This is a genomic window from Flavisericum labens (assembly GCF_045446075.1).
Taxonomy (GTDB): domain Bacteria; phylum Bacteroidota; class Bacteroidia; order Flavobacteriales; family Flavobacteriaceae; genus Flavisericum; species Flavisericum labens.
In genome coordinates, this window is sequence record NZ_JBJJBQ010000008.1 from 12,209 (window position 1) to 38,791 (window position 26,583).

General features: G+C 36.5%; 22 protein-coding genes. 11 read left to right on the plus strand and 11 right to left on the minus strand.

Annotated elements, in window-relative coordinates; all coding sequences use genetic code 11:
* Positions 1-5 precede the first annotated feature (5 nt).
* The 3 genes from ACIEHO_RS12615 (at position 6) to ACIEHO_RS12625 (ending at position 3,746) form a co-directional block, all read left to right on the plus strand.
* Positions 6-902, plus strand: coding sequence for a LysR family transcriptional regulator (locus ACIEHO_RS12615; protein WP_406972247.1), 897 nt, complete (start codon positions 6-8; stop codon positions 900-902).
* Positions 903-1,058: 156 nt separating this feature from the next.
* Positions 1,059-2,861 (plus strand): DEAD/DEAH box helicase, encoded by a 1,803-nt coding sequence (locus ACIEHO_RS12620; protein WP_406972249.1) that lies wholly within the window; start codon positions 1,059-1,061, stop codon positions 2,859-2,861.
* Between the two features lie 108 nt (positions 2,862-2,969).
* Positions 2,970-3,746 (plus strand): carboxypeptidase-like regulatory domain-containing protein, encoded by a 777-nt coding sequence (locus ACIEHO_RS12625; RefSeq protein ID WP_406972251.1) that lies wholly within the window; start codon positions 2,970-2,972, stop codon positions 3,744-3,746.
* Between the two features lie 57 nt (positions 3,747-3,803).
* On the opposite strand, the gene ACIEHO_RS12630 is transcribed toward ACIEHO_RS12625, so the two are convergent.
* Both ACIEHO_RS12630 and ACIEHO_RS12635 read right to left on the minus strand, forming a co-directional pair.
* Positions 3,804-4,178 (minus strand): VOC family protein, encoded by a 375-nt coding sequence (locus ACIEHO_RS12630; RefSeq protein ID WP_406972253.1) that lies wholly within the window; start codon positions 4,176-4,178, stop codon positions 3,804-3,806.
* A gap of 66 nt (positions 4,179-4,244) precedes the next feature.
* The gene (locus ACIEHO_RS12635; RefSeq protein WP_406972255.1) at positions 4,245-4,901 is read right to left on the minus strand and encodes a TrmH family RNA methyltransferase; all 657 of its coding nucleotides are present in this window, start codon (positions 4,899-4,901) and stop codon (positions 4,245-4,247) included.
* 136 nt (positions 4,902-5,037) lie between these two features.
* On the opposite strand from ACIEHO_RS12635, the gene ACIEHO_RS12640 reads away from it, so the two are divergent.
* Entirely contained in the window at positions 5,038-5,709 is a 672-nt protein-coding gene (locus ACIEHO_RS12640; protein WP_406972257.1) for an SIR2 family NAD-dependent protein deacylase, read from the plus strand.
* Positions 5,710-5,713: 4 nt separating this feature from the next.
* Here ACIEHO_RS12640 and ACIEHO_RS12645 read toward each other — a convergent pair whose 3' ends face one another.
* Positions 5,714-6,964, minus strand: a complete 1,251-nt coding sequence (locus ACIEHO_RS12645; RefSeq protein WP_406972259.1) for a glycosyltransferase — start codon at positions 6,962-6,964, stop codon at positions 5,714-5,716.
* A 78-nt stretch (positions 6,965-7,042) separates the two neighbouring features.
* Positions 7,043-7,516, minus strand: a complete 474-nt coding sequence (locus tag ACIEHO_RS12650) for a heme-binding domain-containing protein (protein ID WP_406972261.1) — start codon at positions 7,514-7,516, stop codon at positions 7,043-7,045.
* 40 nt (positions 7,517-7,556) lie between these two features.
* Here ACIEHO_RS12650 and ACIEHO_RS12655 point away from each other — a divergent pair, with 40 nt between their 5' ends.
* Positions 7,557-8,129 (plus strand): adenylosuccinate lyase, encoded by a 573-nt coding sequence (locus tag ACIEHO_RS12655; RefSeq protein WP_406972263.1) that lies wholly within the window; start codon positions 7,557-7,559, stop codon positions 8,127-8,129.
* Positions 8,130-8,201: 72 nt separating this feature from the next.
* The gene (purB, locus tag ACIEHO_RS12660) at positions 8,202-9,545 is read left to right on the plus strand and encodes an adenylosuccinate lyase (protein WP_406972265.1); all 1,344 of its coding nucleotides are present in this window, start codon (positions 8,202-8,204) and stop codon (positions 9,543-9,545) included.
* Positions 9,546-9,880: 335 nt separating this feature from the next.
* Here purB and ACIEHO_RS12665 read toward each other — a convergent pair whose 3' ends face one another.
* From ACIEHO_RS12665 to ACIEHO_RS12690, 6 genes are all read right to left on the minus strand, one after another.
* A complete protein-coding gene (locus ACIEHO_RS12665; protein WP_406972267.1) occupies positions 9,881-12,148 on the minus strand; it encodes an aconitate hydratase in 2,268 nt (755 codons plus the stop codon).
* Between the two features lie 131 nt (positions 12,149-12,279).
* On the minus strand, positions 12,280-15,060 hold the full coding sequence (locus ACIEHO_RS12670) for a bifunctional aconitate hydratase 2/2-methylisocitrate dehydratase (RefSeq protein ID WP_406972269.1): 2,781 nt from the start codon (positions 15,058-15,060) through the stop codon (positions 12,280-12,282).
* A gap of 305 nt (positions 15,061-15,365) precedes the next feature.
* A complete protein-coding gene (locus tag ACIEHO_RS12675) occupies positions 15,366-16,319 on the minus strand; it encodes an AAA family ATPase (protein ID WP_406972271.1) in 954 nt (317 codons plus the stop codon).
* Between the two features lie 4 nt (positions 16,320-16,323).
* Entirely contained in the window at positions 16,324-17,781 is a 1,458-nt protein-coding gene (locus tag ACIEHO_RS12680; protein WP_406972273.1) for a peptidylprolyl isomerase, read from the minus strand.
* Positions 17,744-18,595, minus strand: coding sequence for a peptidyl-prolyl cis-trans isomerase (locus tag ACIEHO_RS12685; RefSeq protein WP_406972275.1), 852 nt, complete (start codon positions 18,593-18,595; stop codon positions 17,744-17,746). Before ACIEHO_RS12685 ends, ACIEHO_RS12680 begins: the two co-directional genes overlap by 38 nt.
* Positions 18,596-20,554, minus strand: a complete 1,959-nt coding sequence (locus ACIEHO_RS12690; RefSeq protein ID WP_406972277.1) for a peptidylprolyl isomerase — start codon at positions 20,552-20,554, stop codon at positions 18,596-18,598.
* Positions 20,555-20,778: 224 nt separating this feature from the next.
* Here ACIEHO_RS12690 and ACIEHO_RS12695 point away from each other — a divergent pair, with 224 nt between their 5' ends.
* The 3 genes from ACIEHO_RS12695 to ACIEHO_RS12705 all read left to right on the plus strand — a co-directional run bounded on the left by ACIEHO_RS12695 (position 20,779) and on the right by ACIEHO_RS12705 (position 23,017).
* Positions 20,779-21,018 carry a hypothetical protein gene (locus tag ACIEHO_RS12695; protein WP_406972279.1) on the plus strand — a complete coding sequence of 80 codons (240 nt, stop codon included), beginning with the start codon at positions 20,779-20,781 and terminating at the stop codon, positions 21,016-21,018.
* 94 nt (positions 21,019-21,112) lie between these two features.
* Positions 21,113-22,303 (plus strand): MFS transporter, encoded by a 1,191-nt coding sequence (locus tag ACIEHO_RS12700; RefSeq protein WP_406972281.1) that lies wholly within the window; start codon positions 21,113-21,115, stop codon positions 22,301-22,303.
* Positions 22,304-22,372: 69 nt separating this feature from the next.
* On the plus strand, positions 22,373-23,017 hold the full coding sequence (locus ACIEHO_RS12705; protein WP_406972283.1) for a hypothetical protein: 645 nt from the start codon (positions 22,373-22,375) through the stop codon (positions 23,015-23,017).
* A 295-nt stretch (positions 23,018-23,312) separates the two neighbouring features.
* Here the strand turns inward: ACIEHO_RS12705 and ACIEHO_RS12710 are convergent, their stop codons facing one another.
* Entirely contained in the window at positions 23,313-23,732 is a 420-nt protein-coding gene (locus ACIEHO_RS12710; protein ID WP_406972285.1) for a (4Fe-4S)-binding protein, read from the minus strand.
* Positions 23,733-23,848: 116 nt separating this feature from the next.
* On the opposite strand from ACIEHO_RS12710, the gene kynU reads away from it, so the two are divergent.
* Together kynU and ACIEHO_RS12720 are read left to right on the plus strand one after the other, a co-directional pair.
* Complete coding sequence (gene kynU / locus ACIEHO_RS12715; RefSeq protein WP_406972287.1) at positions 23,849-25,120, plus strand: kynureninase; 1,272 nt, start codon at positions 23,849-23,851, stop codon at positions 25,118-25,120.
* Positions 25,113-26,510 carry an FAD-dependent oxidoreductase gene (locus ACIEHO_RS12720; RefSeq protein WP_406972289.1) on the plus strand — a complete coding sequence of 466 codons (1,398 nt, stop codon included), beginning with the start codon at positions 25,113-25,115 and terminating at the stop codon, positions 26,508-26,510. The genes kynU and ACIEHO_RS12720 overlap by 8 nt, the downstream gene beginning before the upstream one ends.
* Positions 26,511-26,583 lie beyond the last annotated feature (73 nt).

Below are 26,583 nucleotides of genomic sequence, written 5' to 3' on the forward strand. Positions count from 1 at the left end.
TAACTATGAGTTATCAAATAGAATTACGACATATCAGATATTTTTTAGCCGTCGCTAACGAACTTCATTTTAGAAAAGCTGCCGAAAAACTATTTATTTCACAACCCGGATTAAGTCGACAGATAAAGGACATGGAAAGCTTTTTGGGTATCAATCTTTTTGATAGGCATAATCGACAGGTACAACTGACCCCGGTAGGGCTATACTTAAAAATTGAATTGACCAAAAACCTAAATAGTCTAAACACCATTTTAAACCATGCCAAACTATTGCAGGAGGGCAAAGACGGAAAACTCAATTTTGGTTACGTGGGTTCTGCTATGCAACGCATTATTCCCGACCTTCTTTTGGATTTTACCCAAAACCATCCCAATATTTTGTTTAGCTTGAAGGAAATGGACAATAATAAACAAATTGAAAATTTGCTTGCGCAAAATATTGACATCGGTTTTGTACGATTGGAACGCATTCCTCGTGGATTGCACATTAAACCCGTTTTGAAAGAACCGTTTTGTTTGGTTCTTCCTAAAAATCATCCAATAGATGCTTCAAATTTTAAAAACATGTTGCAATTAAAAAATGAGCATTTTATATTATTCGATTCTGAATACAGTGCATCATACTATGAAAATGTTATGGAGATTTTTGACGATAGTGGTTTTAGCCCATTAATCACCCATAATACCATTCATGCCGGTTCCATTTATAAATTAGTAGAGAACAATTTTGGTGTTTCTATTGTCCCCAAATCGTTAAAAACCAAAAACAATTCAAAAATTAAATTTATAGAACTCACCAAAATTCGCCAGCGCACGGTGCTTTCAGCCGTTTGGAACAAAGATAATCGCAACCCTATTTTAAATCATGCGTTAAGCTTAATTCACAACAAAATCATAAAATAATGGTATTGATAAATAAAAGACTATCTTTGCGCCTTGAAACTCAGAAAATGAGTTAAATTCCTCAGGGTGAGGATGTGTTACTGGAAGTTTAGGTTTAAGTATGTCGATTCTCTTCTTATGTAACACTACATAACATAATCGAATACTTATATTAAAATGAGCACATTCCAAGATTTAGGTCTTAATGACAACCTATTACAAGCCATCAACGATTTAGGCTTTGAAACCCCAAGTGAAGTACAACAAAAAGCTATTCCACTTTTATTAGATACTGAAGATGATTTAGTGGCCCTGGCGCAAACCGGAACCGGTAAAACCGCAGCATTTGGTTTCCCTATGCTACAAAAAATTGATATCGAAAGCCGCACCACCCAAGGCTTGATTTTATCGCCCACACGTGAGCTTTGTTTGCAAATAACCAACGAAATGAAACTTTACGGCAAATACTGCAAAGGACTTAATGTAGTGGCCGTTTATGGTGGTTCTAGTATTACCGACCAAGCCCGTGAAATAAAGCGTGGCGCCCAGATTATAGTAGCTACGCCAGGACGAATGAAAGATATGATTAGTCGTCGTTTGGTTGATATTTCAAAAATAGAATATGCCGTTTTAGATGAAGCCGACGAGATGCTGAACATGGGCTTTAAAGAAGATATTACGGATATTTTATCGCATTCACCAAAAGATAAGAGTACTTGGTTATTTTCGGCAACTATGCCTAAAGAAGTAGCTGCTATTGCTAGAAACTTTATGCATAAACCCAACGAAATTACTGTTGGAAACAAAAACGAAAGCACTAGTAACGTATCGCACGAATATTATTTGGTAAATGCCAGAGACCGTTACCAAGCCTTAAAACGTTTGGCCGATGCCAACCCAGATATATTTTCGGTGGTTTTTTGTCGCACAAAACGCGACACCCAAAAAGTTGCCGAACAGCTCATTGAAGACGGCTACAATGCAGGAGCGCTTCATGGTGATTTAAGCCAAAACCAACGTGATTTGGTAATGAATGCGTTTAGAAAAAACCAAATTCAAATGTTGGTAGCTACCGATGTGGCTGCCCGTGGTATTGACGTAGATGATATTACGCACGTTATTAACTATCAATTACCAGACGAAATTGAAACCTACACACACCGTTCTGGTCGTACGGGTCGTGCTGGAAAAACTGGGGTTTCTATGGTTATTGTTTCAAAAAGTGAAGTTCGAAAAATTAAGAGTATCGAGCGTATCATAAAAAAACAATTCGAAAAAAAGGAAATTCCCGATGGTATGGAGATTTGCGAGGTTCAATTGATGTCTCTCGCCAATAAAATCCACAATACCGAAATAAACCACGAAATTGACAAATACCTTCTAAGCATCAACGAATTATTTGAAGACACTACAAAAGACGAATTAATAAAAAAATTCTTTTCAGTGGAGTTTACGAGGTTCTTTAATTACTATAACAAAGCAAAAGATTTAAATATTTCTGTAAGCGCAAGCGACCGTGATGGCGGACGTGATTATAAAGGTGGAAGCAAGGATTCAACACGCTATTTCATTAACGTTGGTGGAAAAGACGGCTTCGACTGGATGAAGTTGAAAGACTTTTTAAAAGAACAGCTTGATTTAGGTAGAGATGACGTTTTTAAAGTGGAAACCAAAGATAGTTTTTCGTTTTTCAATACCGAAAATGAACTAAAGGAAAAAGTTTTGGCACACTTTACCGACTTTAAACACGAAGGTCGTTATGTAAATGTTGAAGTGTCTGAAAACCGGGGAGGCGGCGGAAGACGTGATGGTAAAAAAGGCGGAAAAAGACGCGATGGTCGACGCAGCGGTAACGGTGATGACAGAAAAGCGACCTCAGGAAATAGAGGAGACAGAAGACGCTCAGAAGGAAAATCGAAACCAAGACGTTCTAATTCTGGTGATTTTGCCAGTTCAAGGCCACGTCGTTCTAGAAGGTAACCCTAGCGATTAAACTAATTTGTTAATATTTAGTCAAAATAAAAACAGAAAGGCATTGCTAAAATTTTCTTTAGTACTTTTATTCTTAAATTAACGTTTTACCAAATCATGAAGAACTACTTAATACTTTTTGCGATTTTGCTGGCTTCCACTATGGGCATGGCTCAAGAGGCCGATAAAGTATTGGGTGTGGTTATTAATTCTTCTGATGACAAACCCTTGGAAAATGTTAATATCGTTAACCTTAACCAAGTTATTGGAACAACGACCAACAGCAAGGGTGAGTTTCAAATTTCGGCCAAACCCAACGATACGCTCCACCTTTCATATTTAGGTTTTAAATCTATTAAAGTGCGTGTTACCAACGACTGGCTAAAGTTTGGAAGCTCAAAAATTGAGTTGACCGAATTGGCCTTAGCCTTGGAAGAAGTGGTTGTAAACCAATTGAGACTAACAGGTTATTTAGAAGTAGACATAGAACAAGTGCCCGATAAAAACACCAATTACCGATACAGTATTTCTGGTCTGGAAGGCACAGGTTATGAAGCCAGTAAAAAATCTGGTTTAACCAAGGTGATTGGTTCTATTTTTAATCCTGCCGATTTCCTTCACCGCATGTTTGGCAAAAAGCCAAATGAACTACGGAAGCTCAAAAAGATGAAAGAAGATGATAAAATCAGGAATTTATTAGCTTCACGTTTTGACAGAGAAATGCTTATGGTTTTGTTGAATGTAAATCGTGTAGATTTAGATGAAATTGTGAGTCAGTGCAACTACTCTGAAGGTTTTATCAAAACTGCCAATGATTTGCAGATACTTGATGCCATTAGCGGATGCTATGAAGAATATAAGCTTCTTAGCCGAAACCGTAGCAAAAGACTTTAAAAAGAATTTAGATTGAAATTTATATATTGAAAGGAATCCCAAAATGGATTCCTTTTTTCATTTTTGTGAATGCAATGCCACTCTATTTCCTTCGGTATCTATAAAGACCCCCATATAGCCATGCTCGGGAGAAATTTGTGTTTTCGGTTGGTAAATTTTTCCACCGGCACCTTCAATGCGATCTAATTCAATCTGCACATCGTCACATATAAAATAAACCAATGTACCTTCTTCACTGGGTATGTAAGATTCTTGTTTTATCAAGGTTCCTGCCGCACCTTCTTTACCTTCAGCAAAAGGAAACCAGCCCATCAACATCCCTCCAAAATCATGAATATCAATTTTCACATTAAACACCATTTCATAAAACGCCTTGGCCCTATCCATATCACTTACTGGGATCTCAAACCAGCCTACCATATTTTTTTTCATTTGACACTGTTTTTAGTTTATGTTTCTATAACCATCTTAACTTGATATCAACTAAAATTACAAAATTTAACTGTTGCTATAAAACCGCCCAACCACTTTTTCGTAGCTTTTAATCGTTTTTTTACACCAATCAAATCGCTTTTCAAGTATTTCGTTTTCAGATAATTGCCATTTAACATCTGTTTGTTTCAGCTTTGTGGTAACGTGCTGTAAAATAATGGCGGCAGAAACCGAAATATTCAAGCTTTCAGTAAACCCGACCATAGGAATTTTCAAAAAACAATCGGCTTCATCTAAAACTTCTTGCGACAAACCTTCCGTTTCCCTTCCGAAGAAAAAACAGGATCTCTTGGATACATCAAATTCATGCAATACACAATCGTTGGTATGTGGAGTTGTTGCTACAATTTGATAACCTTTTTGTTTTAAATCTGAAATACAACTTTTCACGGAATGATATCGATTTAAGTCAACCCACTTTTGGGCGCCCATAGCTATTTCTCTATCTATACGCTTGCTGTTATGTTCTTCAATAATATTGACTTCCTGAATGCCAAAAACATCACAACTACGAATAACTGCACTGGTGTTATGTAATTGATACACATCTTCGGTCGCCACGGTAAAATGCTTGGTACGTTGTGATAAAACCGTTTTAAAACGTTCACGCCTATTTTCGGTTAAAAAAGTTTCAAGATGTTCGATGAGTTTTAGGTCTACCATAGTTTCAAATATAAAACAAAACCTTAACTGAAAAGAATGAAATGATTTGATAGTCTATTCCCAACCCTAAACAAATAAATTGCAACATCCACCAAAAGAGCGATTTGCAATGGTAAAAAGTTTTTATATTTATACAATGAAACACCTTGTTGTACTAACCGGAGCGGGCATGAGCGCCGAAAGCGGTATAAAAACCTTTAGGGATGCCGATGGTTTATGGGAAGGCCATGATGTTATGGAAGTGGCCACTCCACAAGGTTTTAAAGCCAATCCAGAACTGGTTTTAGACTTTTACAACCAAAGACGACGACAGCTATTTGAAGTTGAACCTAACCAAGCACATTTTGATTTGGCCAAGCTTGAAAAGAAATTTAATGTCAGTATCATTACCCAGAATGTTGATGATTTACACGAGCGTGCCAGAAGCAGAAACGTTACCCACTTACACGGTGAACTTTTAAAGGTACGAAGTACATTTGACCATACGGATATACAAGATTGGAAAACCGATTTGGTTTTGGGTGATGTTTGCAAAAGAGGTCACCAATTACGGCCCCACATTGTTTGGTTTGGAGAAGATGTACCTATGATTGAAAAAGCAGTAACCATTTGCGAAACTGCCGATGTTTTAATGATTATTGGCACGTCTATGAAAGTATACCCCGCAGCCGGTCTGATACATTATGTGCCTGAAAACACCCCCACTTATTTTATTGACCCAAAACCCAATATTGAAAGCAATAAAAATTTAACGGTTATAGCTGACACAGCTACTGTTGGGATTAGAAAAGTTATAGGTTCTTTTTAAAGTTTTACTGATTCTTATTTTTCTCTTCAATCCATTTACTCATAAACTTGGTGCTTTGCATGGTATGATGTTGTAGCATTTGCCCTGTAAAGTTGTTAAGTCGGTGGTTGGTAAGCTGTTGAAATATATTTTTAATTTTTAAAATTAAATTGTTTTGATGCTCTTTTTCACCAAAACGTGCATTTACAATTTGAAATCCGTTCTGCTGTTTTTCATTCCACAGCGTTTCGTTTTGGTATAATTCAACTGCTTTTTGAGCAAATTTTTCTGGTTGGTCTGCAATAAACCCGTTGGATTCAAGAGTACCATATATGCCTTCTGCTCCAATAGAAGTCGCTACACAGGTAGTTCCATTTTGCATGGCATCAACTAATTTCCCTTTTAATCCAGCACCAAAGCGAATGGGAGCTAAACATACTTTGGCCGCCTGCATCACCTGGTTTACATCGGCAGCAAAGCCCTTAATTAAAAAACCTTCTTTTTCATTATTTAATTGACTTACTTTTTGCGATGTGTAGGCTCCATAAACATGCATTTCTGCACCAGAAAGTTGCTTTCTTATCAAAGGCCAAATGGTTTCTTTTAAATATAAAATCGCATTATAATTAGGTTCGTGCAGAAAATTCCCGATAGTTATAAAATGGTGTCTTTGGTTGAATTTTGGAAAACTTTTGATAGTTTCTTCTGAAATTTCATCCAACATAAATGGCAGATAAACTAGTAAATCTTGATTCACTTTAAAATTAGTTTTCAATATCTCCATTTCAGCTTCCGAAATAATCAAGCTTAAATCGCAACGGTAAATACTGGCAATTTCTCGTTTAGCAGCGACGTTAAACAAATAAGATTTATCGAAAGGTTCCCCTTCTTTGTAGGCTTGGTGGCGACCTTTTCGTAAACAGTGTAAGTCTTCGGTATCTAAAATTTTAAGAGCATTTGGGCATTGCTCTGTAACGCGCCATCCAAATTGCTCTTCGACCATAAACCTATCGAAAAGCACCACATCAGGATTTAGCTGCTTAACGAAAACATCAAACTCATGATTATTTAATTTTATAGACACTTGCTTGACACCAATGGTTTCCAATGGAAATGCCCGTTCGGTTTTGGCACAAGCACTAGCAAAAGTTAAAAGATAATTTTGAGCTTTAAAAAAATCGATAAGCTGCATCATTCGGCTACCTGCTGCCGAACTTTTGGGCTCAGGCCAAACAAAACCGATAATGAGTATATTTTTGCTTTTAGGGTTTTTCAAATCTCGAATTAAAAAAAACCAAATTCCGAAACTATGATAGTAATCGAAATTTGGAATACAAATTACATAGTTATCAATTTATTCTGGCTCAGCAGCTAAACTGTACTTAAACCTTACCATTTTGGCCCAGTCAGTTACTGCTTTTATCTCGACGTCGCTTAAATTGGCTTCGCTATGCGTCCAAGTATAGGATTTTAATGGCATTTCTTTCTCTTCAATCATTTCAATCAATTCATCAAACTTGTGGTCTTTTCGTTTTATGGAATTATCTACCCAATTTGAAACATTAAAATGTTTTTTCCCATCCTTTACATGACTTGCCAACCAATAATTTACTGGTGTTATATTATTATACCATGGGTAGTGGGTAATGTCGCTATGGCAATCATAGCAGGTTTCTTCTAAAATCTGTTTTACATCTTCAGGTGGATTGGTTTCTGCCAAAAATGGTTCAACAGAACTTAAATCACCTTCATTCTTTTCTGGACCAAAAAATTGAGCAATCCCAAATAAAACCAACAGGGCTAAAAGTATTTTTTTTATAATTTTCATTTTAATATTTTTAATTTTCCATAAAAATAGTAAAATCGGTTTGACTACAACTCAACTTTACAACGAATTAAATTATGTAAACCGCTCGCGCGAAAAACGACTGTATTATGCCAATCTGATATTAGCTGACCTCAGTTTAATACCTAAACTTCTGGAAGTCCTTTTTATGGTTGATGATAAATTATCACCTAAAGCAGCATGGGTTTTCGAATTTATTTGCAACGAAAATATTGAAATAATCATACCACATTTAGAGACTTTTACGGCCCATATGGGTAAAGTACACCAGGATTCTGCTGTACGGCCCGTGGCTAAAATATGTGAGTTTATCGCTAAAGCTTACACTTCCAATAAAGAGAATAGAATTAAAAACAGCTTAACGGAAACACACAAAGAGCGCATTATTGAAACGTGTTTTGACTATTTGATAAACAATGAGAAAATAGCCCCAAAAGCCTACTCTATGAACACCTTGTTTTTACTTGGAAAGGCATACGACTGGGTGCTCCCTGAATTGGCTCTTGTTTTAGAGCGAGATTTCCAAATGCAAAGTTCAGGTTTTAAGGCGAGAGCCAGGCATATTCTAAAAAAAATAAAGAAAAATAATCGGTAAAAACTTAAGGCATGCGGCTTCCTCCTTCCGTCTAAAAAAACTATCTTTGCAGTCTTAAAATTCAAACCGAATATGTCATTATCACCACTCAACGCCATCTCTCCAATTGATGGAAGATACAGAAGTAAAGTTAACGAACTAGCACCATATTTTTCTGAAGCTGCCTTAATCAAATATCGGGTTTTGGTTGAAATTGAGTATTTTATTGCCTTGTGCGAAATTCCATTACCACAGCTTGAATTGGTTGACCATTCTATTTTTGAAAGCCTAAGGGATATCTATAAAAACTTTACCGAAGAAGATGCCCAATCCATTAAGAAAATTGAAAGCGTAACCAACCACGATGTTAAGGCCGTCGAGTATTTTATAAAAGAAAAGTTTGATGCATTAAACCTTTCAGAACACAAAGAGTTTATACATTTCGGGTTGACTTCTCAAGACATCAATAATACCGCGATTCCGTTAAGTATAAAGGAAGCTATGAACGACGTTTATGTGCCTGAATATTTTTTGGTTTTAAACAGGTTGAAAGAACTTTCAAAGGATTGGGCTGCGATTTCTATGTTGGCCAGAACACACGGACAGCCGGCATCTCCAACCCGATTAGGCAAAGAAATTGAAGTTTTTGTAGTGCGTCTTAATGAACAATTTAATTTATTAAACGATATACCAAGTGCAGCAAAATTTGGTGGTGCTACGGGTAATTTTAATGCGCACCATGTGGCTTACCCAAACATTGATTGGAAAGCTTTTGGAGCAAAATTTGTTCAGGAAAAGTTAGGCTTGCAACATTCGTTCCCGACTACGCAGATTGAGCATTATGATCATATGGCTGCTCTGTACGATACGTTAAAACGCATCAATACCATAATTATTGATTTGAATAGAGATATTTGGACGTATGTATCGATGGATTACTTCAAACAAAAAATTAAAAAAGGTGAAGTAGGAAGTTCGGCCATGCCACACAAGGTAAACCCTATTGATTTTGAAAATTCAGAAGGAAACCTAGGGATTGCCAATGCTGTATTTGAGCATCTTTCGGCTAAATTGCCCATTTCAAGATTACAACGTGATTTAACAGACAGTACGGTTTTAAGAAATGTTGGCGTTCCTTTTGGTCACACCATTATTGGATTTAAGTCGACACTAAAAGGATTAAATAAATTATTGCTTAACGAAACTAAGTTTGCTGAAGATTTAGAAAATAACTGGGCTGTAGTTGCTGAAGCTATTCAAACCATTTTACGAAGAGAGGGTTACCCCAACCCATACGAAGCCTTGAAGGGTTTAACCAGAACCAATTCAAAAATTAATCAAGAGTCGATTTCAAATTTTATTGATACCTTAGAGGTTTCCAACACAATAAAAGACGAATTAAAATGTATTTCACCTAGTAACTACACTGGGATATAAATTTATGTTGAGCGACAAACAATCTTTAATATTAAGTGGTATCACGGGCATAGGCATTTTTGTTTTTGGCATATTTAACCTCTTGGATAATTTTATTGTTTTAACGCTAATGACCATTTCCTTTTTCGCGATCATCATCAACCTTTTGTATTCAAATACTAAAAAGAAAGAAGGTTCCAAGGAGCAAAAAGACCAAAAAAGATCTATTACTGAATAAAACGGAAAGCTTTAAAAGGCAAACTATAAGTCATTTAATTTCCTATTGATTTAATACGAAATCAAAAAAAACCCAGCCGTTTAGGCTGGATTTAAAAATTTCAATTCCATTTTTCAATTTAAGCATTTTGCCTTTTAATTAAGTTTAATGCAGAACCCTCTTTGTACCACGCAATTTGGGCACCGTTATAGGTATGGTTCAGTTTAATGGTGTCTTTTGAACCATCATCATGAACAACTTCTAAAGTTAACTGCTTGTCTGGAGCAAACTGATCCAAATCTAGAAAATTGAACGTATCGTTTTCCTGTATTAAATCGTAGTCGGATTCGTTATCAAAGGTTAATCCTAACATACCTTGCTTTTTAAGGTTTGTTTCATGGATTCTTGCAAACGATTTTACAATTACGGCAGCAACACCCAAATGTCTTGGCTGCATGGCTGCATGCTCACGTGAAGACCCTTCACCGTAGTTATGGTCGCCCACAACAACTGTTTTTATTCCAGCTTTTTTATATTCACGTTGCACATCTGGCACACCTCCATAATCACCAGTTAATTGGTTTTTTACAAAGTTTGTCTTTTGATTGAATGCATTAACAGCACCAATTAATGTATTATTCGCAATATTATCTAAATGACCTCTAAAGCGTAACCATGGCCCGGCCATCGAGATATGGTCAGTAGTACATTTACCAAATGCTTTTATTAACAATTTAGCACCTGTAATAGCATCTCCTAATGGCTCAAATGGTGTTAATAATTGTAAACGCTCAGAATCATCTTTTACTTCCACTTGAACATGACTTCCATCTTCTTCTGGCGCTAAGTATCCGTTATCTTTAACTTCAAAACCTTTTGGTGGCAATTCCCATCCTGTTGGCTCATCCAACATTACTTCCTGACCATCTTCATTAATCAACTTATCTTTAAGCGGATTAAAATCCAAACGTCCAGCTATGGCAATAGCCGCTGTTAATTCTGGTGATGCCACAAAGGCATGTGTATTAGGATTACCATCTGCGCGTTTCGCAAAGTTTCTATTGAATGAATGCACAATACTATTTTTTGGCGCATTTTTGGGATCCTTATATCTTGCCCATTGTCCAATACATGGTCCACATGCATTGGTAAATATCTTAGCATCTAGTTTTTCAAACACGGCAAGAATACCATCTCGTTCAGCAGTGTAACGTACTTGTTCAGAACCAGGATTTATACCGAATTCTGCCTTAGTTTTTAAATTCTTATCTAAAGCTTGTTGAGCAATTGAAGACGCTCTCGACAAATCTTCATAGGAGGAGTTGGTACAAGACCCTATTAATCCCCATTCTACTTTAATAGGCCAATCATTTGCTTTTGCTTTTTCAGACATCGCTGTACCAACTTCCGTTGATAAATCTGGAGTGAATGGTCCGTTTAACAATGGTCCCAACTCAGAAAGATTAATTTCAATAACCTGATCAAAATATTGTTCTGGATTGGCGTAAACCTCAGCATCAGCTGTTAAATGTTCTTTAACCGCATTTGCCGCATCGGCAACATCTTCTCTATCGGTAGAACGCAAATAACGCTCCATAGACTCGTCATAACCAAAAGTAGATGTGGTTGCGCCTATTTCGGCACCCATGTTACAAATAGTCCCTTTTCCTGTACAAGACATAGAAGTGGCTCCTGGGCCAAAATATTCAACAATAGCCCCAGTTCCACCTTTTACGGTAAGAATTTCGGCTACTTTTAAAATCACATCTTTTGGTGCCGTCCATCCAGAAAGTTTTCCGGTTAACTTAACACCAATCAATTTTGGAAACTTAAGTTCCCATGCCATTCCGGCCATAACATCAACGGCATCAGCTCCTCCAACACCAATAGCTACCATTCCCAATCCACCAGCGTTAACGGTATGTGAATCGGTACCAATCATCATGCCTCCTGGGAACGCATAATTTTCTAAAACTACTTGATGTATAATCCCTGCGCCGGGTTTCCAAAAACCAATACCGTATTTATTGGATACCGACTCTAGAAAGTTAAAAACTTCACTACTAATATCATTGGCATGCTTTAAATCGGTTGCAGCGCCTTCCTTTGCCTGAATCAAGTGATCGCAATGCACCGTTGTTGGCACGGCCACTTTGTCTTTTCCCGCCTGCATGAACTGTAATAGTGCCATCTGTGCGGTAGCATCTTGGCATGCTATTCTGTCCGGTGCAAAATCCACATAATCCTTGCCTCTTACATATGCCTGTCTTGTATTACCATCCCATAAATGAGAATATAGAATCTTCTCTGATAGGGTTAATGGTTTCCCTACAATCTCTCGAGCTTTGTTTACGCGCTCACCTATAGTGTTGTAAACACCTTTTATCATGTCAATGTCAAATGCCATATGTATTTTTATTTATTTTAAATGTTAAACTTATCAGTTCATCACTAAAATACTAAAAATCTAAGTTATAAGAAATATAAAAAGCCCAAATCGTCAGATTTGGGCTTTGAATAAATAATTAGTGAATATAATTACACGTTAATCAACTGTTTTTGAGATGGTTTAAACTTAGTTAAAACAATACCATCTACAGCCGCTTCGTATTCTTCCATTGTTGGGGTTCTACCCAAAACAGTAGATAAAACTACAACTGGGGTAGATGACAATAAAGATTCTCCTTTTTTCTCTCCAGAGTCTTTCACAACCCTACCTTGGAATAAACGTGTAGATGTTGCCATTACCGTATCTCCTGGCTCAGCCTTTTCTTGGTTACCCATACAAAGATTACAACCAGGACGCTCTAAATAAAGCATGTTTTCATACTTAGTACGTGCGGCAGCTTTAGGCGCATTATCATCAAACTCAAAACCCGAGTATTTCTGTAGCACTTCCCAATCGCCTTCTTCCTTTAATTCATCAACAATGTTGTAAGTTGGAGGAGCAACTACTAATGGTGCATTAAATTCAACCTTACCTTGTTGCGACTCGATGTTCTTTAACATCTGAGCCAAAATCTTCATATCGCCTTTATGAACCATACAAGATCCTACAAAACCAAGGTCTACTTTTTTAGTACCACCGTAGTAAGACAACGGACGAATGGTATCGTGTGTATAACGCTTAGAAACATCTTCATTATTTACATCTGGATCAGCAATCATTGGCTCAGCAATCTGATTTAAATCGATAACTACATCAGCGTAGTATTTCGCATTAGCATCTGGACGTAAAGACGTTTTAATCCCCGTTTTAAGTTCCTGAATTCTAGTATTCGCTTTATCTACTAACCCTTGTAGAACTTTAATACTGTTATCCATACCCTTATCAATCATGATTTGGATACGACCTTTCGCAATCTCTAAGGATTCTATTAAAGTTTCATCTTCTGAAATACAGATAGAAGCTTTTGCTTTCATCTCTGCAGTCCAATCCGTAAATGTAAAGGCTTGATCTGACGTTAAGGTACCGATGTGTACTTCAATAATACGCCCTTGGAACACATTCTCACCACTAAACTGCTTTAGCATTTGTTGTTGGGTAGCATGAACTACATCACGGAAGTCCATATAACTTTTCATATCGCCTTTGAAAGTTACTTTTACCGACTCTGGAATTGGCATTGAAGCTTCACCTGTAGCTAAAGCTAATGCAACTGTACCTGAATCAGCACCAAAAGCGACCCCTTTGGACATACGTGTGTGCGAGTCACCACCAATAATGATATCCCAATCATCAACGGTAATATCATTCAGTACTTTATGAATCACATCTGTCATTGCTGGATAAACGCCTTTCGGGTCACGAGCTGTGATTAAGCCGAAATCATTCATAAACTTCATCAGTTTAGGAATATTCGCCTTAGACTTATCGTCCCAAACTGAAGCCGTATGACAACCCGATTGGTAAGCCCCATCAACAATTGGAGAAATAACAGTCGCTGCCATAGCTTCCAACTCCTGAGACGTCATTAAACCTGTAGTATCTTGAGAACCTACAATATTAACCTCTACACGAACATCAGAACCAGCATGCAATGTTTTACCCGGAGTAGTTCCAACAGCATTTTTATTGAATATTTTTTCAACCGCCGTTAAACCTTGTCCTTCATGAGAAATCTCTTTTGAAGGTGCATATACCGTAGGAATTTCAATTCCTAAAATACCCGAAGCTATGGTTTGTAGCTTTTTACCGAAAACAACCGCATAAGAACCACCAGCCTTAATAAACTCCATCTTTTGCGGCGTTAATGCAGTAGAAATATCTTTTAATTCTTTATCTCCTTTATATAGCTTCTTTTCTTTTGTGTTGATGGTTAAAACAGTTCCTGTTTCAACTGAGTATGTTTGCTCTAATACTGGGTCTCCATTTTCATCAACAATAGTATTGCCTTCTGCGTCTGTTTTCTTTACCCAGTTTTTAAGATCGATACCAATCCCACCTGTTACGCCTACAGTAGTTAAGAAAATTGGCGAAATACCATTCGTACCTGCAATAATGGGAGCCATATTAATAAATGGCACATATGGGCTAGCTTGAATGCCTGTCCACAACGCTACGTTATTTACACCCGACATTCTTGAAGAACCAACACCCATTGTTCCCTTTTCAGCAATCAACATCACTCGTTTATCGGGGTATTGTTCTTTTAAAGCAATTAATTCTTGCTGCATTTCCTTGTTGTGCTCAAAAATACACTGTCCGTGCAATTCTCTATCAGAACGCGAGTGCGCATCAGCACCAGGAGATAACAAATCAGTTGAAATATCACCCGTTCCAGCAATGAAAGTAACTATATCAATTTTTTCCTCAACTTCAGGAAGTTCTGTAAAGAACTCAGCTTTCGCATAGCTTACAAGCAACTCTTTTGCAATAGCATTACCTGCTTTATAAGCATCTTCTAAACGAGCTACATCGGCCTCATACAAGAATACTTGGGTTTTTAAAACTTCTGCTGCTTGTTTAGCAATAGCCTCATCATTTCCCAAAGCTAAATCTAGAAGTACTTCAATAGAAGGGCCACCTTTCATGTGCGCTAAGAGTTCAAAAGCGAATTTTGGTGTAATTTCTTCAACAACAACATTACCAAGAATTATTTCCTTCAAAAACTTAGCTTTTACACCAGCAGCACCTGTTGTACCTGGTACTACATTGTAAATAAAGAATTTAAGCGAATCCTCTCTATTAGCATTATTGGCGTCTTTAATCTGCTCAATGATTTCTGAGATTAATTCTGCCCCTTCAATTGGCTTTGGGTGCAAACCTTGTTCTTTTCTTTCTTCGATTTCCTTGATGTAATCGTTGTAAATGTTCATGTTAGAAGTCTTTTCAATTTTATAGGCTTACCATAGGAAACCGCAACATCTGTACGCACAGTAAATACTGACCACAGACTATTTGGTTATACAAAAAGCCCTTTTATTAGTTTTCTTTGTTTTTAGTTTTTTAAAAAGCAACGCAAAATAATAAATTTAAAGTAATTTTTTAAAATTAGCCGCGTAATACAATCGGCAATAATACTTTATTATGATAGTGTTATAACTAACTTATTTGATTTGTATTTTTTTAATAAAAAAGTTAAAAAAATGAAGATTCAACAAAACAATAAACTATTTCCTTATCAAAACAGACTCTTTATGATCTGTTCTTCGAAAACACCTTCGGCTTCTGCCTTGTAGTTTTTAATAATTCGATGTCTTAATACACTTTGTGCTACAGCTTGAACATTTTCAATATCTGGTGAAAATTTACCATTTATGGCCGCATGGGTTTTAGCCGCTAAAATGAGGTTCTGTGAGGCTCTTGGCCCTGCCCCCCAATCGATATATGTTTTTACAATTTCTGGAGCTGCATCTGAGCTTGGCCTAGTCTTACCTACCAGAGCTACGGCATATTCAATAACATTGTCTGGCACTGGAATACGTCGAATAAGATGCTGAAAATCTATAATTTGTTTGGCCGAAAAAAGTGCGTTTACCTTCACCTCAACATCATTTGTTGTAGCTTTTACCACTTCAACTTCTTCCTTAAATGAAGGGTATTCTAGATTGATGGCAAACATAAAACGGTCTAATTGTGCTTCAGGTAATGGATAGGTCCCTTCTTGCTCAATAGGGTTTTGTGTTGCTAAAACAAAATATGGCAATTCTAATTTGTAATGATGCCCCGCAACCGTAACGGCACGCTCTTGCATAGCTTCTAAAAGGGCAGCTTGGGTTTTTGGCGGTGTTCTATTAATCTCATCGGCCAAAATTATGTTGGCAAAAATGGGGCCCTTTATAAATTTAAAATGACGGTCCTCATCTAAAATTTCACTCCCCAAAATATCACTTGGCATTAAATCTGGTGTAAACTGAATGCGTTTAAAATCTAAACCGAGCGCTTGAGAAATAGTATTGACCATTAAGGTTTTCGCTAAACCGGGAACACCTATTAACAACGAGTGTCCTCCTGAAAAAACAGAAATTAAAATTTGGTTTACAACCTCGTCTTGCCCAATAATAACCTTGGCAATTTCGTCTTTCAGGTTTTTGTATTGTTTTACAAATTGCTCGATAGCAGCAACATCAGACATAAATTTAATTTTTTAACCAGTTACTTGAAAACTCACAATCTCTATATTTACCGCTAATTTTTATGTAAGTATCCATTATTTTTTCTTCTTGCCACTTTTCTATTTCCCTAATTTTCTTCTCCTCTAGTGCCAATTCTTTAATCTTCAGGAAATCGCGTGCATAATCAGCTTCATGTTCGTCAATCCTATCTGTAACCATCAATATTTTAAACTTTACTTTTCCTGTTCGGTCTTCTTCCTTTAACACCAAACTCACCTCATCATCTTTAAGGTTCTGAATCTGGGCGTACAACTCAGGATCCATTCGTGTTAATTCAAAATTATAATCTTGTGTGGTTGGGTTAATTAACTGTCCGCCATCTGCTCGGGTTTCCTTTTCATCACTGGCTTCCCTGGCGGCATCAGCAAACGAAATATCGCCATCAACAATGCGTTTTCTAACTTTTTCCAATCGGGTTCTGGCTTCTTCGACAGCTTTATCAGACACTTTCGGAGATAATAAAATATGTGCCACATCATACTCCTGACCTCTAATTTTTTCAAGCGTGATAATATGGTATCCAAAATCTGTTTTAAACGGATCGGATACTTCGCCTTCTCGCAATGAAAATGCCACATCCCTAAACTCCTTAACCATTTTTGGGCGCTTGCGGTTTAGAGTATACTTACCGCCTCGGCTCGCTGAACCAGGATCCTCGGAGTACAAAACAGCTTTAGAGCGAAAACTTGCACCTTTTTCAACAATATCTTCTTTAAATTGCTTTAGACGGTCTATAACTTTTTGCCTTTCTTCTTCTGATACTTTTGGCTCGGCAACAATTTGTGCCACTTTAAGTTCGGTGCCAAAAGTTGGTCGTTCATCTTTCGGAATTTTATTGAAAAACGTACGCACTTCTTCTGGAGTAATTTCAATGTCTTCAACAATTTTGGCTTGCATTTTTGAAGCCAATTGATTGGCTTTGTTTATTTCAAACATTTCATCTCTAAAGGTCTTTTCGTCTTCCATATTATAGAATGCCAAAAGCCTTTCCATAGAACCGTTAGTTTGTTGCAAGAACTGTTGAATTTGATAATCGACACTTTGACGAATTTCGGCATCAGAAACGGGTAAACTATCTTGTACCGCGTGGTGGGCATAAAGCTTTTTTTCAAGCATCAAACCGAAAAGCTGACAATCGCCAATACCATCAACTGACCCTCCTGCCGCTTTTATTTGTTCACGTTCCTTCTGAACATCAGAGTCTAAGACAATATAATCGCCCACAACGGCCGCTACGCCATCAACCTTTTTGCCAGTTTGCACATTAGAAACCGAGGCTTTTGTTTCGGCCACAGCAACTTCTTTTTTATCTTCAATAATCTCTTGGGAAGTCAAAACATTGAATGCAAATAGTGTAAAACAAATTAATGTTAGGCGTTTTAGATTAATTATATATTTCAAATTGTTTGTTTTTAATAGCATCTTTAGTAATATCTTTTTCTAATTTCCTAATGAGGTCCAACTTCCGCTTATTGATAACTATTTGGTTGATTGTTGGCTTTACATACTCTAACGGCGCAGTTTCATTTCGCAACAAGACATCATTTATTTGCATCAAATATACTCCTAATGAATCTTTGAGTTGTACAAAATTAGATTTTTTTAACAGTTGGTCTTTATTTTCAGAGGTTACCGCTGGGATTTTATTAACAGCTTGACTGAGTTTTATCCAAACTGAATCTTTAAAGGAATATGATTTAAACTGAATGGAAATGGAGTCCAATATCCGTTTGTCTTTATCATTGTAACGCTTAAAACGCGTTTTCACTTCATCAAACGTAATCATATTTTCGTCAATATTCACATATCTGAATTTGATAAGTTCTTCATTAAGCTTAAAAACCTCTTTGTTATTATCATAGTACTTTTGAGCTTCGTCAAGCGGAATTACGGTATCTATACTTCGCTTTACCAAAGCTTCTATATATGCCTTGGTGTACAGGTCGTTTTTATATTGCTCAACCAGTTTATTAAAAGCGTTTTGCTTTTCTTCGCTTAGGTTAAACATAGCACCATCCATCAATAGTTGCTGCGTGGCCCAACGGTTTATAAAGTTCTGTACCAAAAGTGTACTATCTTCTTTAGATGCACCGTCTGGCATCAAATCCTTAATATCATCAGCAAACAAATAACTTTCGTTTACCCTGGCAACAGGCTCGCGTACTTCTGTTTTCTTTAAATATTCGCAAGAAAACATTAAAGTAGATAAAGCTATTATGATGAACTTTGTTCGCACTTATTTGTTTTTAAGTTGATTTTTTACGGCATCAAACACCTCTTGGTTGACTTTTACCGGATACTTTTTAGCCAAATCTTTTAGCCAATTTTCTTCTTTTTCATTTTGATAATCGGCAATAACAAGCCCTTTTGTTTCCTCGAAAGTTTTTTGAGCTTCGGGAAGTACTTCTTTTATTTTTACGATAACGTAAGCCCCATTATGCTTGTAAATTTTAGATACACCTTTTTTGAAATCAAGTCCTTCCGGAAGTGCTTGATGATTGGCGTCCATGATATCGGAAGTAAAAATTACCTCCACAGAATCATTACTATTTACCAACGATTTTATTTCATCTAAAGCCATATCCTTCTGAAGCAATTTACCTACCTTTTTCAACGTTTTCTGTTTTGAAGAAGAAGCAACAACCGCATCAATACGCTCTGGAGAAACATACTTGCTCTTGTTGGCCTCATAATAATTATCAATGGCCACTGTATCGGTCGATGCTACATTCCAAATGGTGTTTTCCATTAACTCAAACAACAATAAGCCATCTCGATATTCGGTAACAATATCGGCATAATCTTGGTTTTCATTTTCCAAATTCTCTTCTTGGTAATTGATTAAGCTTTGTTTCAAAAACCCTTCGTATTTATTTGAAACCAATTTATTAAAGGACATTTTAGTCGTGGTATTTCGCTGCTGACTTTCCAAATAATTAGCAAAATCACCAAACGTTAATTGTTTGTCGCCTATTTTTAAAAATGGTATTTCAGCTTCTAAGTTTTCAGGAAGTTTCCAAGTTCTACTAAAATAATCGTCATTTAAAATGGAAACAAAATACTCTAAACCAACTGGCGGAGTATTACTAATTTGATATTTTTCTTTAAGCTTATCTATCAATGCTTCATCAATTAACTGTGAGCGGCTATCGCGTTTTACTTTATTAACCAATTCTGGCTTTAAGGTTTCAAAATCTGGCACAGGGTTTTTCTTAATCAACTTGACGATGTGCCAACCGTAATCTGTTTTAAAAGGCTCTGATACGTCGCCCTCGTTCACTAATGCAAAAGCCACATCTTCAAACTCTTTAGCTCTAAGCTGTCCACTGGAAAATGGAGCTAAAACTCCTTCTTTAACTGCCGAATTCTTATCATCTGAAAATTGTTTGGCTAGGGCTCCAAAATCTTCACCCTGCTCTACTTTTTTGTAGATATCCTGTATTCTGTTTTCAGGTTTTTCGGCAAGTGAATCATTGGGTTTTTCAACCACCATAATGTGGGCTACCGTTACCTCGCCCTTTGATTTTCGTTTATCTAAAACATTAACAATATGATAGCCAAATCGAGTTCTAAATGGTTGTGAAATTTCACCTACCGGCGTATTGAAAGCGGCATTTTCAAATTTATATACCATTCTAAATCCAGAAAAATAGCCTAGCTTTTCTCCAAAAACCGTTTGACCATTATGTACCTCTTCCCTCAATTTTTCAAAACCTTCAGAAAGTGCTCTTTCACGCAATTTCAAAATTTTATTGTATGCCGCTAAGGTATCCTTTGGCTCGGCATTTTCGTCAACCTTTACCAAAATATGATTGGCATTTACATCATGTGAAACACGATCGTAGGCTTCTTCAACCAATGCTTCGGTCACCTGGCTATCGGTCAAATAATTTTTGGCCAACTGCTTTTTGTAATTGTTAAGTTCCCTTAAATAGTTTGCATCCTCATGCAAACCGAGTGTTTTAGCTTCTTTTAGTTTCAATTTATAGTTTGTAAAAAGCTTCAAATACTCATCAACATCTTTTTGTGATTCGTCTTGAACCAAATCGAGGTTTTTCTTGTAAACTTTAATAAATTCTGAAGCATAAACAGGCTCATTATCAACCGTGAAAAGTGCTTTTTTGTCATTGGTTTGTCCGTTTATACTAAAAAATAAAAAAGCAAAAAATAAAGTCAATAAATTGTTTAATTTCATCTGTTAATATTTATTGTTTTGTTAATGGTTTGTTGTAACACCCAAATAATCAATACACTTTACGATTATAATGAATAATGGATGTTTCATGGAATATTTTTTTCGATGGTTACAAAAATAGTAATATAAACCTATAATGCAAGTCGTTTTTCAAACGGTCAAAGATAGCAGATATTGCTTATTTTAAGCTATATTTAACACCTATTTTAACGCTTGAATAAAACATGCGAAAACTTAAACTAATTTGGGATTTTCGTGGGCCCAACGCCCATCTAACCGCCCAACACCACGAAATTCATTTAAAGGAATATATAAATTCTGAAAAATTAAACATTCATAATACAGGTGTTGAAGAAATGACACCCATGCACAGCATAGCATTTTTGGTGGTTAATGAAGATAAAATGAAACCGTTAAGAGATGCTTTAAAACCGCATCGTGGACAGGTTTATAACGAAAGTTAAAATCAGATTTAATTTTAAAAATTACAGCTAACCTAGTTAGACAATGGATTTAAAATATTGCAACGTTTTTGCATGCAATTAAATACAGTAATAAGTGAAACAATCTAAGTTAATTCTCCCGACAATCGTATTCTCTCAGTTCTGCTGTACATCACTTTGGTTTGCAGGGAATGGCGTGATGGGTGATCTAATAGTAAATTTCGCCCTTAAAACTAGTGCGCTAGGGCATTTGACATCAGCTGTACAATTTGGGTTTATTTTAGGCACGCTAATCTTTGCCATATTAAATGTGGCTGACCGTTATTCGCCATCAAAAGTATTTTTAACCTGTGCTCTACTAGGTTCTGCGTTTAATATAGGGACGATATGGGAAGGCAACAATTTCACAAGTATTCTCTCACTTCGTTTTATTACGGGTTTTTTTCTTGCCGGCATATATCCAGTAGGTATGAAAATAGCTGCAGACCATTATGAAAAAGGACTAGGTAAGTCTCTTAGCTTTTTAGTCGGTGCTTTGGTAATAGGTACTGCATTCCCCCATTTAGCAAAGAGTATGACTGACACTTTTCCATGGAAATCGGTGCTAATTTTAACTTCATTCCTTGCTGTGTTAGGCGGTATATTGATGTTAACAATGGTCCCTGATGGCCCCTACCGTAAACCCGTTAAAGATTTGGATTTATCTGCTTTTTTTGGAGTATTTAAAAATCGCTACTTTCGTTCGGCCGCGTTTGGCTATTTTGGGCACATGTGGGAGTTGTACGCCTTTTGGGCATTTGCACCTATCATACTGAAGACATATAGCTCAGAACATATTGAAGCAACATTTAATATTCCGTTATTATCATTCTTAATTATAGGAATAGGTGGATTGGCCTGCGTTCTCGGTGGGTATATTTCACAAACGATTGGAACTAAACGATTGGCGTTTATAGCACTTCTACTATCATGTACCTGTTGCCTAGTTTCGCCATTTATATTCGAGACTAAATCTGAAAGTTTGTTTATAGGCTTTCTTCTTTTTTGGGGAATGGTTATCATTGTCGATTCGCCCCTTTTCTCAACCCTTGTGGCTCAAAATGCATCAGCTGAAATAAAAGCAACTGCACTTACGATAGTAAATTGTATTGGTTTCTCAATAACCATTATCAGCATACAACTTCTGAACGCTTTTCAAGATTTAATAAATCCAAAATATATTTACACTATTTTAGCTATAGGTCCAATTTTAGGTTTGATGGCTTTATACGATAAGAAAAAAACAACAATACCCACCAAAATCTAAATGGCATCAAAATGCAATTCACCTTAACCGTTTTAACAAAACATTAAATCCATCAACAAAAATAACCTTATGAAACATTTAATTCTAATCGGTCTCTGCCTATTCTTTTTTGTAAACTGCAAACAAAATGCAAAGACGGAAACCATCGAAATAGAAACTACAATTGCTCGAAAAATAGCCAATGCCCATGGTTTTGAAAACTGGAAATACGTTTCTAAAATAGAGTTTACATTTGCCGAAAAACGAAGTTGGACATGGAGGCCAAAAACAAACGACGTTACTCTAAGAACAGAAACCGACACCATCATCTATAACCGAAAAGTACTTGACAGCACTTCGTTAAAAGCCGATCAAGCTTTTATAAATGACAAGTTTTGGTTGCTAATTCCGTTTCAATTGGTTTGGGACAAAAGCGTATCTATTACTGAATCTGGAAAAACAACTTCACCCATTAGCAAAACCGTACTCAATAAAATTACCATAACCTATCCGAACGAAGGCGGCTATACCCCCGGAGATGCTTATGATATTTTTTATGATAATAATTACATCATTAAAGAATGGACTTTTCGTAGAGGCAACCAGCAAGAACCTTCGTTGAGCAACACGTTTGAAAACTATCAAGATTTTAAGGGCATTAAAATAGCTTTGGACCACAAAAAGGCAACGGGTGATTGGAATCTTAAATTTTCAGAAGTTTCTGTTACTCTCTAATAATTTTGTAATTATAACATCCATTTTAAGACTTATAGACGTATATAAAATGAAAGAAATTACTATTCCGCTTATGCGTCTATATATATTAAAGCGCTCAAATCATTGGTTTAAGCGCTTTTTTATTTTTACATACCAGTTCTTGTTTAAAATTATTGTAAAAGAAATGGTGATTTTTTTGTTTATACGAAGAAGGAAATTCAAGCATAGCCTCAACTACAGTTCTATTTTATTCTGAAATAGAAAGGAAAAAAGCAAGTTTTATTTCGGTAAATTCAAATAGGAAATTGTATCACTAGCCTTTAAATTTGGATTTAACATGGCTTCCGTCGCAATACGGCTTGTTACTGGATTGTCCACATCTACAAAAGGCCGTGGTTTTGTTTTTCATTTCGGTAGAACCATCTGAGCTAATCACCTTTATAGTACCATGAACCAACAATGGCCCATTACTCATTACCTCAACTTTGGCCTCTTCCAAAGTAGATGCCACATTTACATGAGCGTTCACATAATAACTTAACGCCCCGGATGGACATTGTGTTACTTGATTTATCAAATCTTCAGACTCCGCACCGTCAATCTTTATCCAAGGTCGCATATCAGGCCGAAAAACCTTGGGTAACCCCTTAACACAAATTCCGGAGTGAATACACGACTCTGGTTTCCAGACAATGGTAACCTCACCATTAGTAAATTCCTTAGTTCCTATCATCGCACAAAGTTTTTATTAAATATACGAAAAATTCAGGCAACTAAATCTTCTTTTCCCTGTTGATATTTCTATCTTTAGAATTCTTATTTTTGTTATAAATACTAAATAAAAAAGCTTTGCTCAATTATAAAACTGGTCTTGATTATGCCTTGGAACAAGATCAAAATGATAAATTAAAAAACTACCGAAATCAATTTCACATTCCAAAAGATGGTAACGGGTATGATTTAATATATATGACTGGAAACTCGTTAGGGCTTCAACCCAAAACCACCAAAGCTTATGTGAATCAAGAACTGGAAGATTGGGCTAATTTGGGTGTAGAAGGTCATTTTGAAGCTAAAAACCCTTGGTTGGGATATCATGAGTATTTAACCGAAAGCATGGCTAAAGTAGTTGGCGCTAAACCCATTGAAATCGTGGTGATGAATACCCTTACTGCCAACCTTCATTTTATGATGGTTTCGTTTTACCAACCCACCAAAACACGTTATAAAATATTAATTGAAAGTGACGCTTTTCCATCTGACAAATATGCTGTGGAGTCGCAATTGCGCCATCATGGTTTTGATTACAAGGAAGGATTGGTTTTATGGAAACCGCGCAAAGATGAGGAATTATTGCGTTATGAAGATTTAGAACAGATTTTGGAACAACAAGGCGATGAAATTGCGCTCATGATGATTGGTGGGGTAAATTATTATACAGGGCAGTTTTTCGATTTAAAGCGTATTACTCAACTGGGCCACAAATACGGTTGTAAAGTAGGATTTGATTGTGCCCATGGCGCTGGCAACGTAAAACTTAATTTACACGATTCGGGAGCCGATTTTGCCGCATGGTGTACCTATAAATATTTAAATTCTGGCCCAGGAAGCTTGGCAGGTTGTTTTATACATGAGAGACATGCGTACAACAAAAACCTCAACCGATTTGCTGGCTGGTGGAGCCACAATAAACAAACACGGTTTAACATGCGTGGGGAATTTGACCAACTTCCAGGTGCCGAAGGTTGGCAACTTAGCAACCCTCCTATTTTATCGATGGCCGCTATAAAAGCTTCGCTAGATTTATTTAACGAAGTTGGTATTGAGAAATTATCTAAAAAATCAAAACAACTAACAGGCTATTTCGAGTTTTTATTGGAGGAATTGAACGAAGATAGTATTAAAATCATCACCCCAAGTAACCCAGATGAGCGCGGTTGCCAATTATCCATTCAGGTAAAAAATGCTGATAAAACGTTACACGACAAATTGATTGAGGCTGGTGTCATTAGCGATTGGAGAGAACCCGATGTTATCCGGTGCGCTCCAACCCCCTTTTACAATTCATTTGAAGACGTTTATCGTTTGGTGGAGAAATTGAAAAATATTTTAAATGCATAAACAACAAAACATACTCGTCATTGGAGCAGGACTTTGCGGAAGTCTTTTGGCATTGCGGTTAGGGCAGCGCGGATACAACGTTTCGGTTTACGAGAAACGTCCCGATTTACGCAAAGTTGATATTAGTGCAGGGCGTTCAATCAATTTAGCTTTTTCTAACCGCGGCAACAAAGCCATGAAATTGGTTGGTTTAGAAGAACAGGTTAAGGCACTCTGTATTCCAATGAATGGCCGCATGATTCACGATGTCAAAGGCCATACGTTTTTGTCTAGTTATAGCGGAAGAGATTACGAGTATATCAATTCTATTTCACGAGGCGATTTGAATGCACTCCTTCTGGATGAAGCCGAAAAGCTTAAAAACGTCAATATTTATTTCAACAAAAAATGTAAGTCGGTTGATTTTGAAAAAACCACCGCTCTTTTTGAAGATTACAAATCAAAAAATCAATTTGTAGAAGATGCCGACGTTATTATCGCGGCGGATGGTGCAGGTTCAGTCCTACGAAAAAGCTATTATTTAGGTAAAAAGTTCTTGTTTAGTTTTTCACAAAACTACTTAACTCATGGCTATAAAGAACTCAGTATTCTTCCCAAAGAAAATGGCGATTATAAAACCTATAAAAACGCGCTTCATATTTGGCCACGCGGTGATTTTATGCTCATAGCCCTACCCAATTTAAATGGTAGTTTTACGGTAACGCTCTTTTTAAATTACGATGAAGGTAAGTACAATTTTAAAAATTTAACGACCGAAAAACATGTTTTAGAATTTTTTACCAAAGAATTCCCAGACGCTTTAGCCATGATGCCCCATATTTTAGACGACTTTTTTAAAAACCCAACGGCACCTTTGGGTACTGTAAAATGTTCGCCATGGCATTATAAAGGCAACACCCTATTAATGGGCGATGCTGCTCATGCTATCGTTCCGTTTTATGGCCAAGGAATGAATGCTTCTTTCGAGGATGTTACGGTTTTTGATTCTGTTTTGGAAAACCATCAAGGCAATTGGGAAACTACGTTTAAAACTTATGAACAAACCAGAAAAAAAGACACCAATGCTATTGCCGATTTGGCCATAGATAATTTTCATGAAATGAAAGACCATGTAGCCAATCCTATATTTCAAGAAAAAAGAAAAATAGAAATGGCTTTAGAAAAGGAATTTCCAAATGAATATTCCTCGAAATATTCTTTGGTCACTTTCAATGAGCATATTGGTTACCGCGATGCCATGCTAAAAGGTAGAGCGCAAGACAAAGCCATTTTAAACCTGCTCACCGACAAAGAAATTGAGGTCAACGGCGATTTAAAATTGAACCTTAAAAAAATCAAAAAAGAAACCGAAGCGATTTTAGAAGATGATAGAATTGCCGGATTAAATTAAAAATAAAGCTTGCCCTAACCCTTCCTAATGAAGGGAACTATAGGTGCTTTAATAAGTTTAACAAAATTTCTTA

What these genes read in the sequence shown, in the direction of transcription:
- ACIEHO_RS12680 (WP_406972273.1), bottom strand. Translation starts at nt 17,781, where the DNA reads ATGCTATTAAAAACAAACAATTTGAAATATATAATTAATCTAAAACGC.
- ACIEHO_RS12650 (WP_406972261.1), bottom strand. Translation starts at nt 7,516, where the DNA reads ATGAAAATTATAAAAAAAATACTTTTAGCCCTGTTGGTTTTATTTGGG.
- ACIEHO_RS12665 (WP_406972267.1), bottom strand. Translation starts at nt 12,148, where the DNA reads ATGGCATTTGACATTGACATGATAAAAGGTGTTTACAACACTATAGGT.
- ACIEHO_RS12690 (WP_406972277.1), bottom strand. Translation starts at nt 20,554, where the DNA reads ATGAAATTAAACAATTTATTGACTTTATTTTTTGCTTTTTTATTTTTT.
- ACIEHO_RS12625 (WP_406972251.1), top strand. Translation starts at nt 2,970, where the DNA reads ATGAAGAACTACTTAATACTTTTTGCGATTTTGCTGGCTTCCACTATG.
- ACIEHO_RS12710 (WP_406972285.1), bottom strand. Translation starts at nt 23,732, where the DNA reads ATGATAGGAACTAAGGAATTTACTAATGGTGAGGTTACCATTGTCTGG.
- ACIEHO_RS12720 (WP_406972289.1), top strand. Translation starts at nt 25,113, where the DNA reads ATGCATAAACAACAAAACATACTCGTCATTGGAGCAGGACTTTGCGGA.
- ACIEHO_RS12620 (WP_406972249.1), top strand. Translation starts at nt 1,059, where the DNA reads ATGAGCACATTCCAAGATTTAGGTCTTAATGACAACCTATTACAAGCC.
- ACIEHO_RS12630 (WP_406972253.1), bottom strand. Translation starts at nt 4,178, where the DNA reads ATGAAAAAAAATATGGTAGGCTGGTTTGAGATCCCAGTAAGTGATATG.
- purB (WP_406972265.1), top strand. Translation starts at nt 8,202, where the DNA reads ATGTCATTATCACCACTCAACGCCATCTCTCCAATTGATGGAAGATAC.
- ACIEHO_RS12695 (WP_406972279.1), top strand. Translation starts at nt 20,779, where the DNA reads ATGCGAAAACTTAAACTAATTTGGGATTTTCGTGGGCCCAACGCCCAT.
- ACIEHO_RS12635 (WP_406972255.1), bottom strand. Translation starts at nt 4,901, where the DNA reads ATGGTAGACCTAAAACTCATCGAACATCTTGAAACTTTTTTAACCGAA.
- ACIEHO_RS12705 (WP_406972283.1), top strand. Translation starts at nt 22,373, where the DNA reads ATGAAACATTTAATTCTAATCGGTCTCTGCCTATTCTTTTTTGTAAAC.
- ACIEHO_RS12615 (WP_406972247.1), top strand. Translation starts at nt 6, where the DNA reads ATGAGTTATCAAATAGAATTACGACATATCAGATATTTTTTAGCCGTC.
- ACIEHO_RS12675 (WP_406972271.1), bottom strand. Translation starts at nt 16,319, where the DNA reads ATGTCTGATGTTGCTGCTATCGAGCAATTTGTAAAACAATACAAAAAC.
- ACIEHO_RS12670 (WP_406972269.1), bottom strand. Translation starts at nt 15,060, where the DNA reads ATGAACATTTACAACGATTACATCAAGGAAATCGAAGAAAGAAAAGAA.
- ACIEHO_RS12640 (WP_406972257.1), top strand. Translation starts at nt 5,038, where the DNA reads ATGAAACACCTTGTTGTACTAACCGGAGCGGGCATGAGCGCCGAAAGC.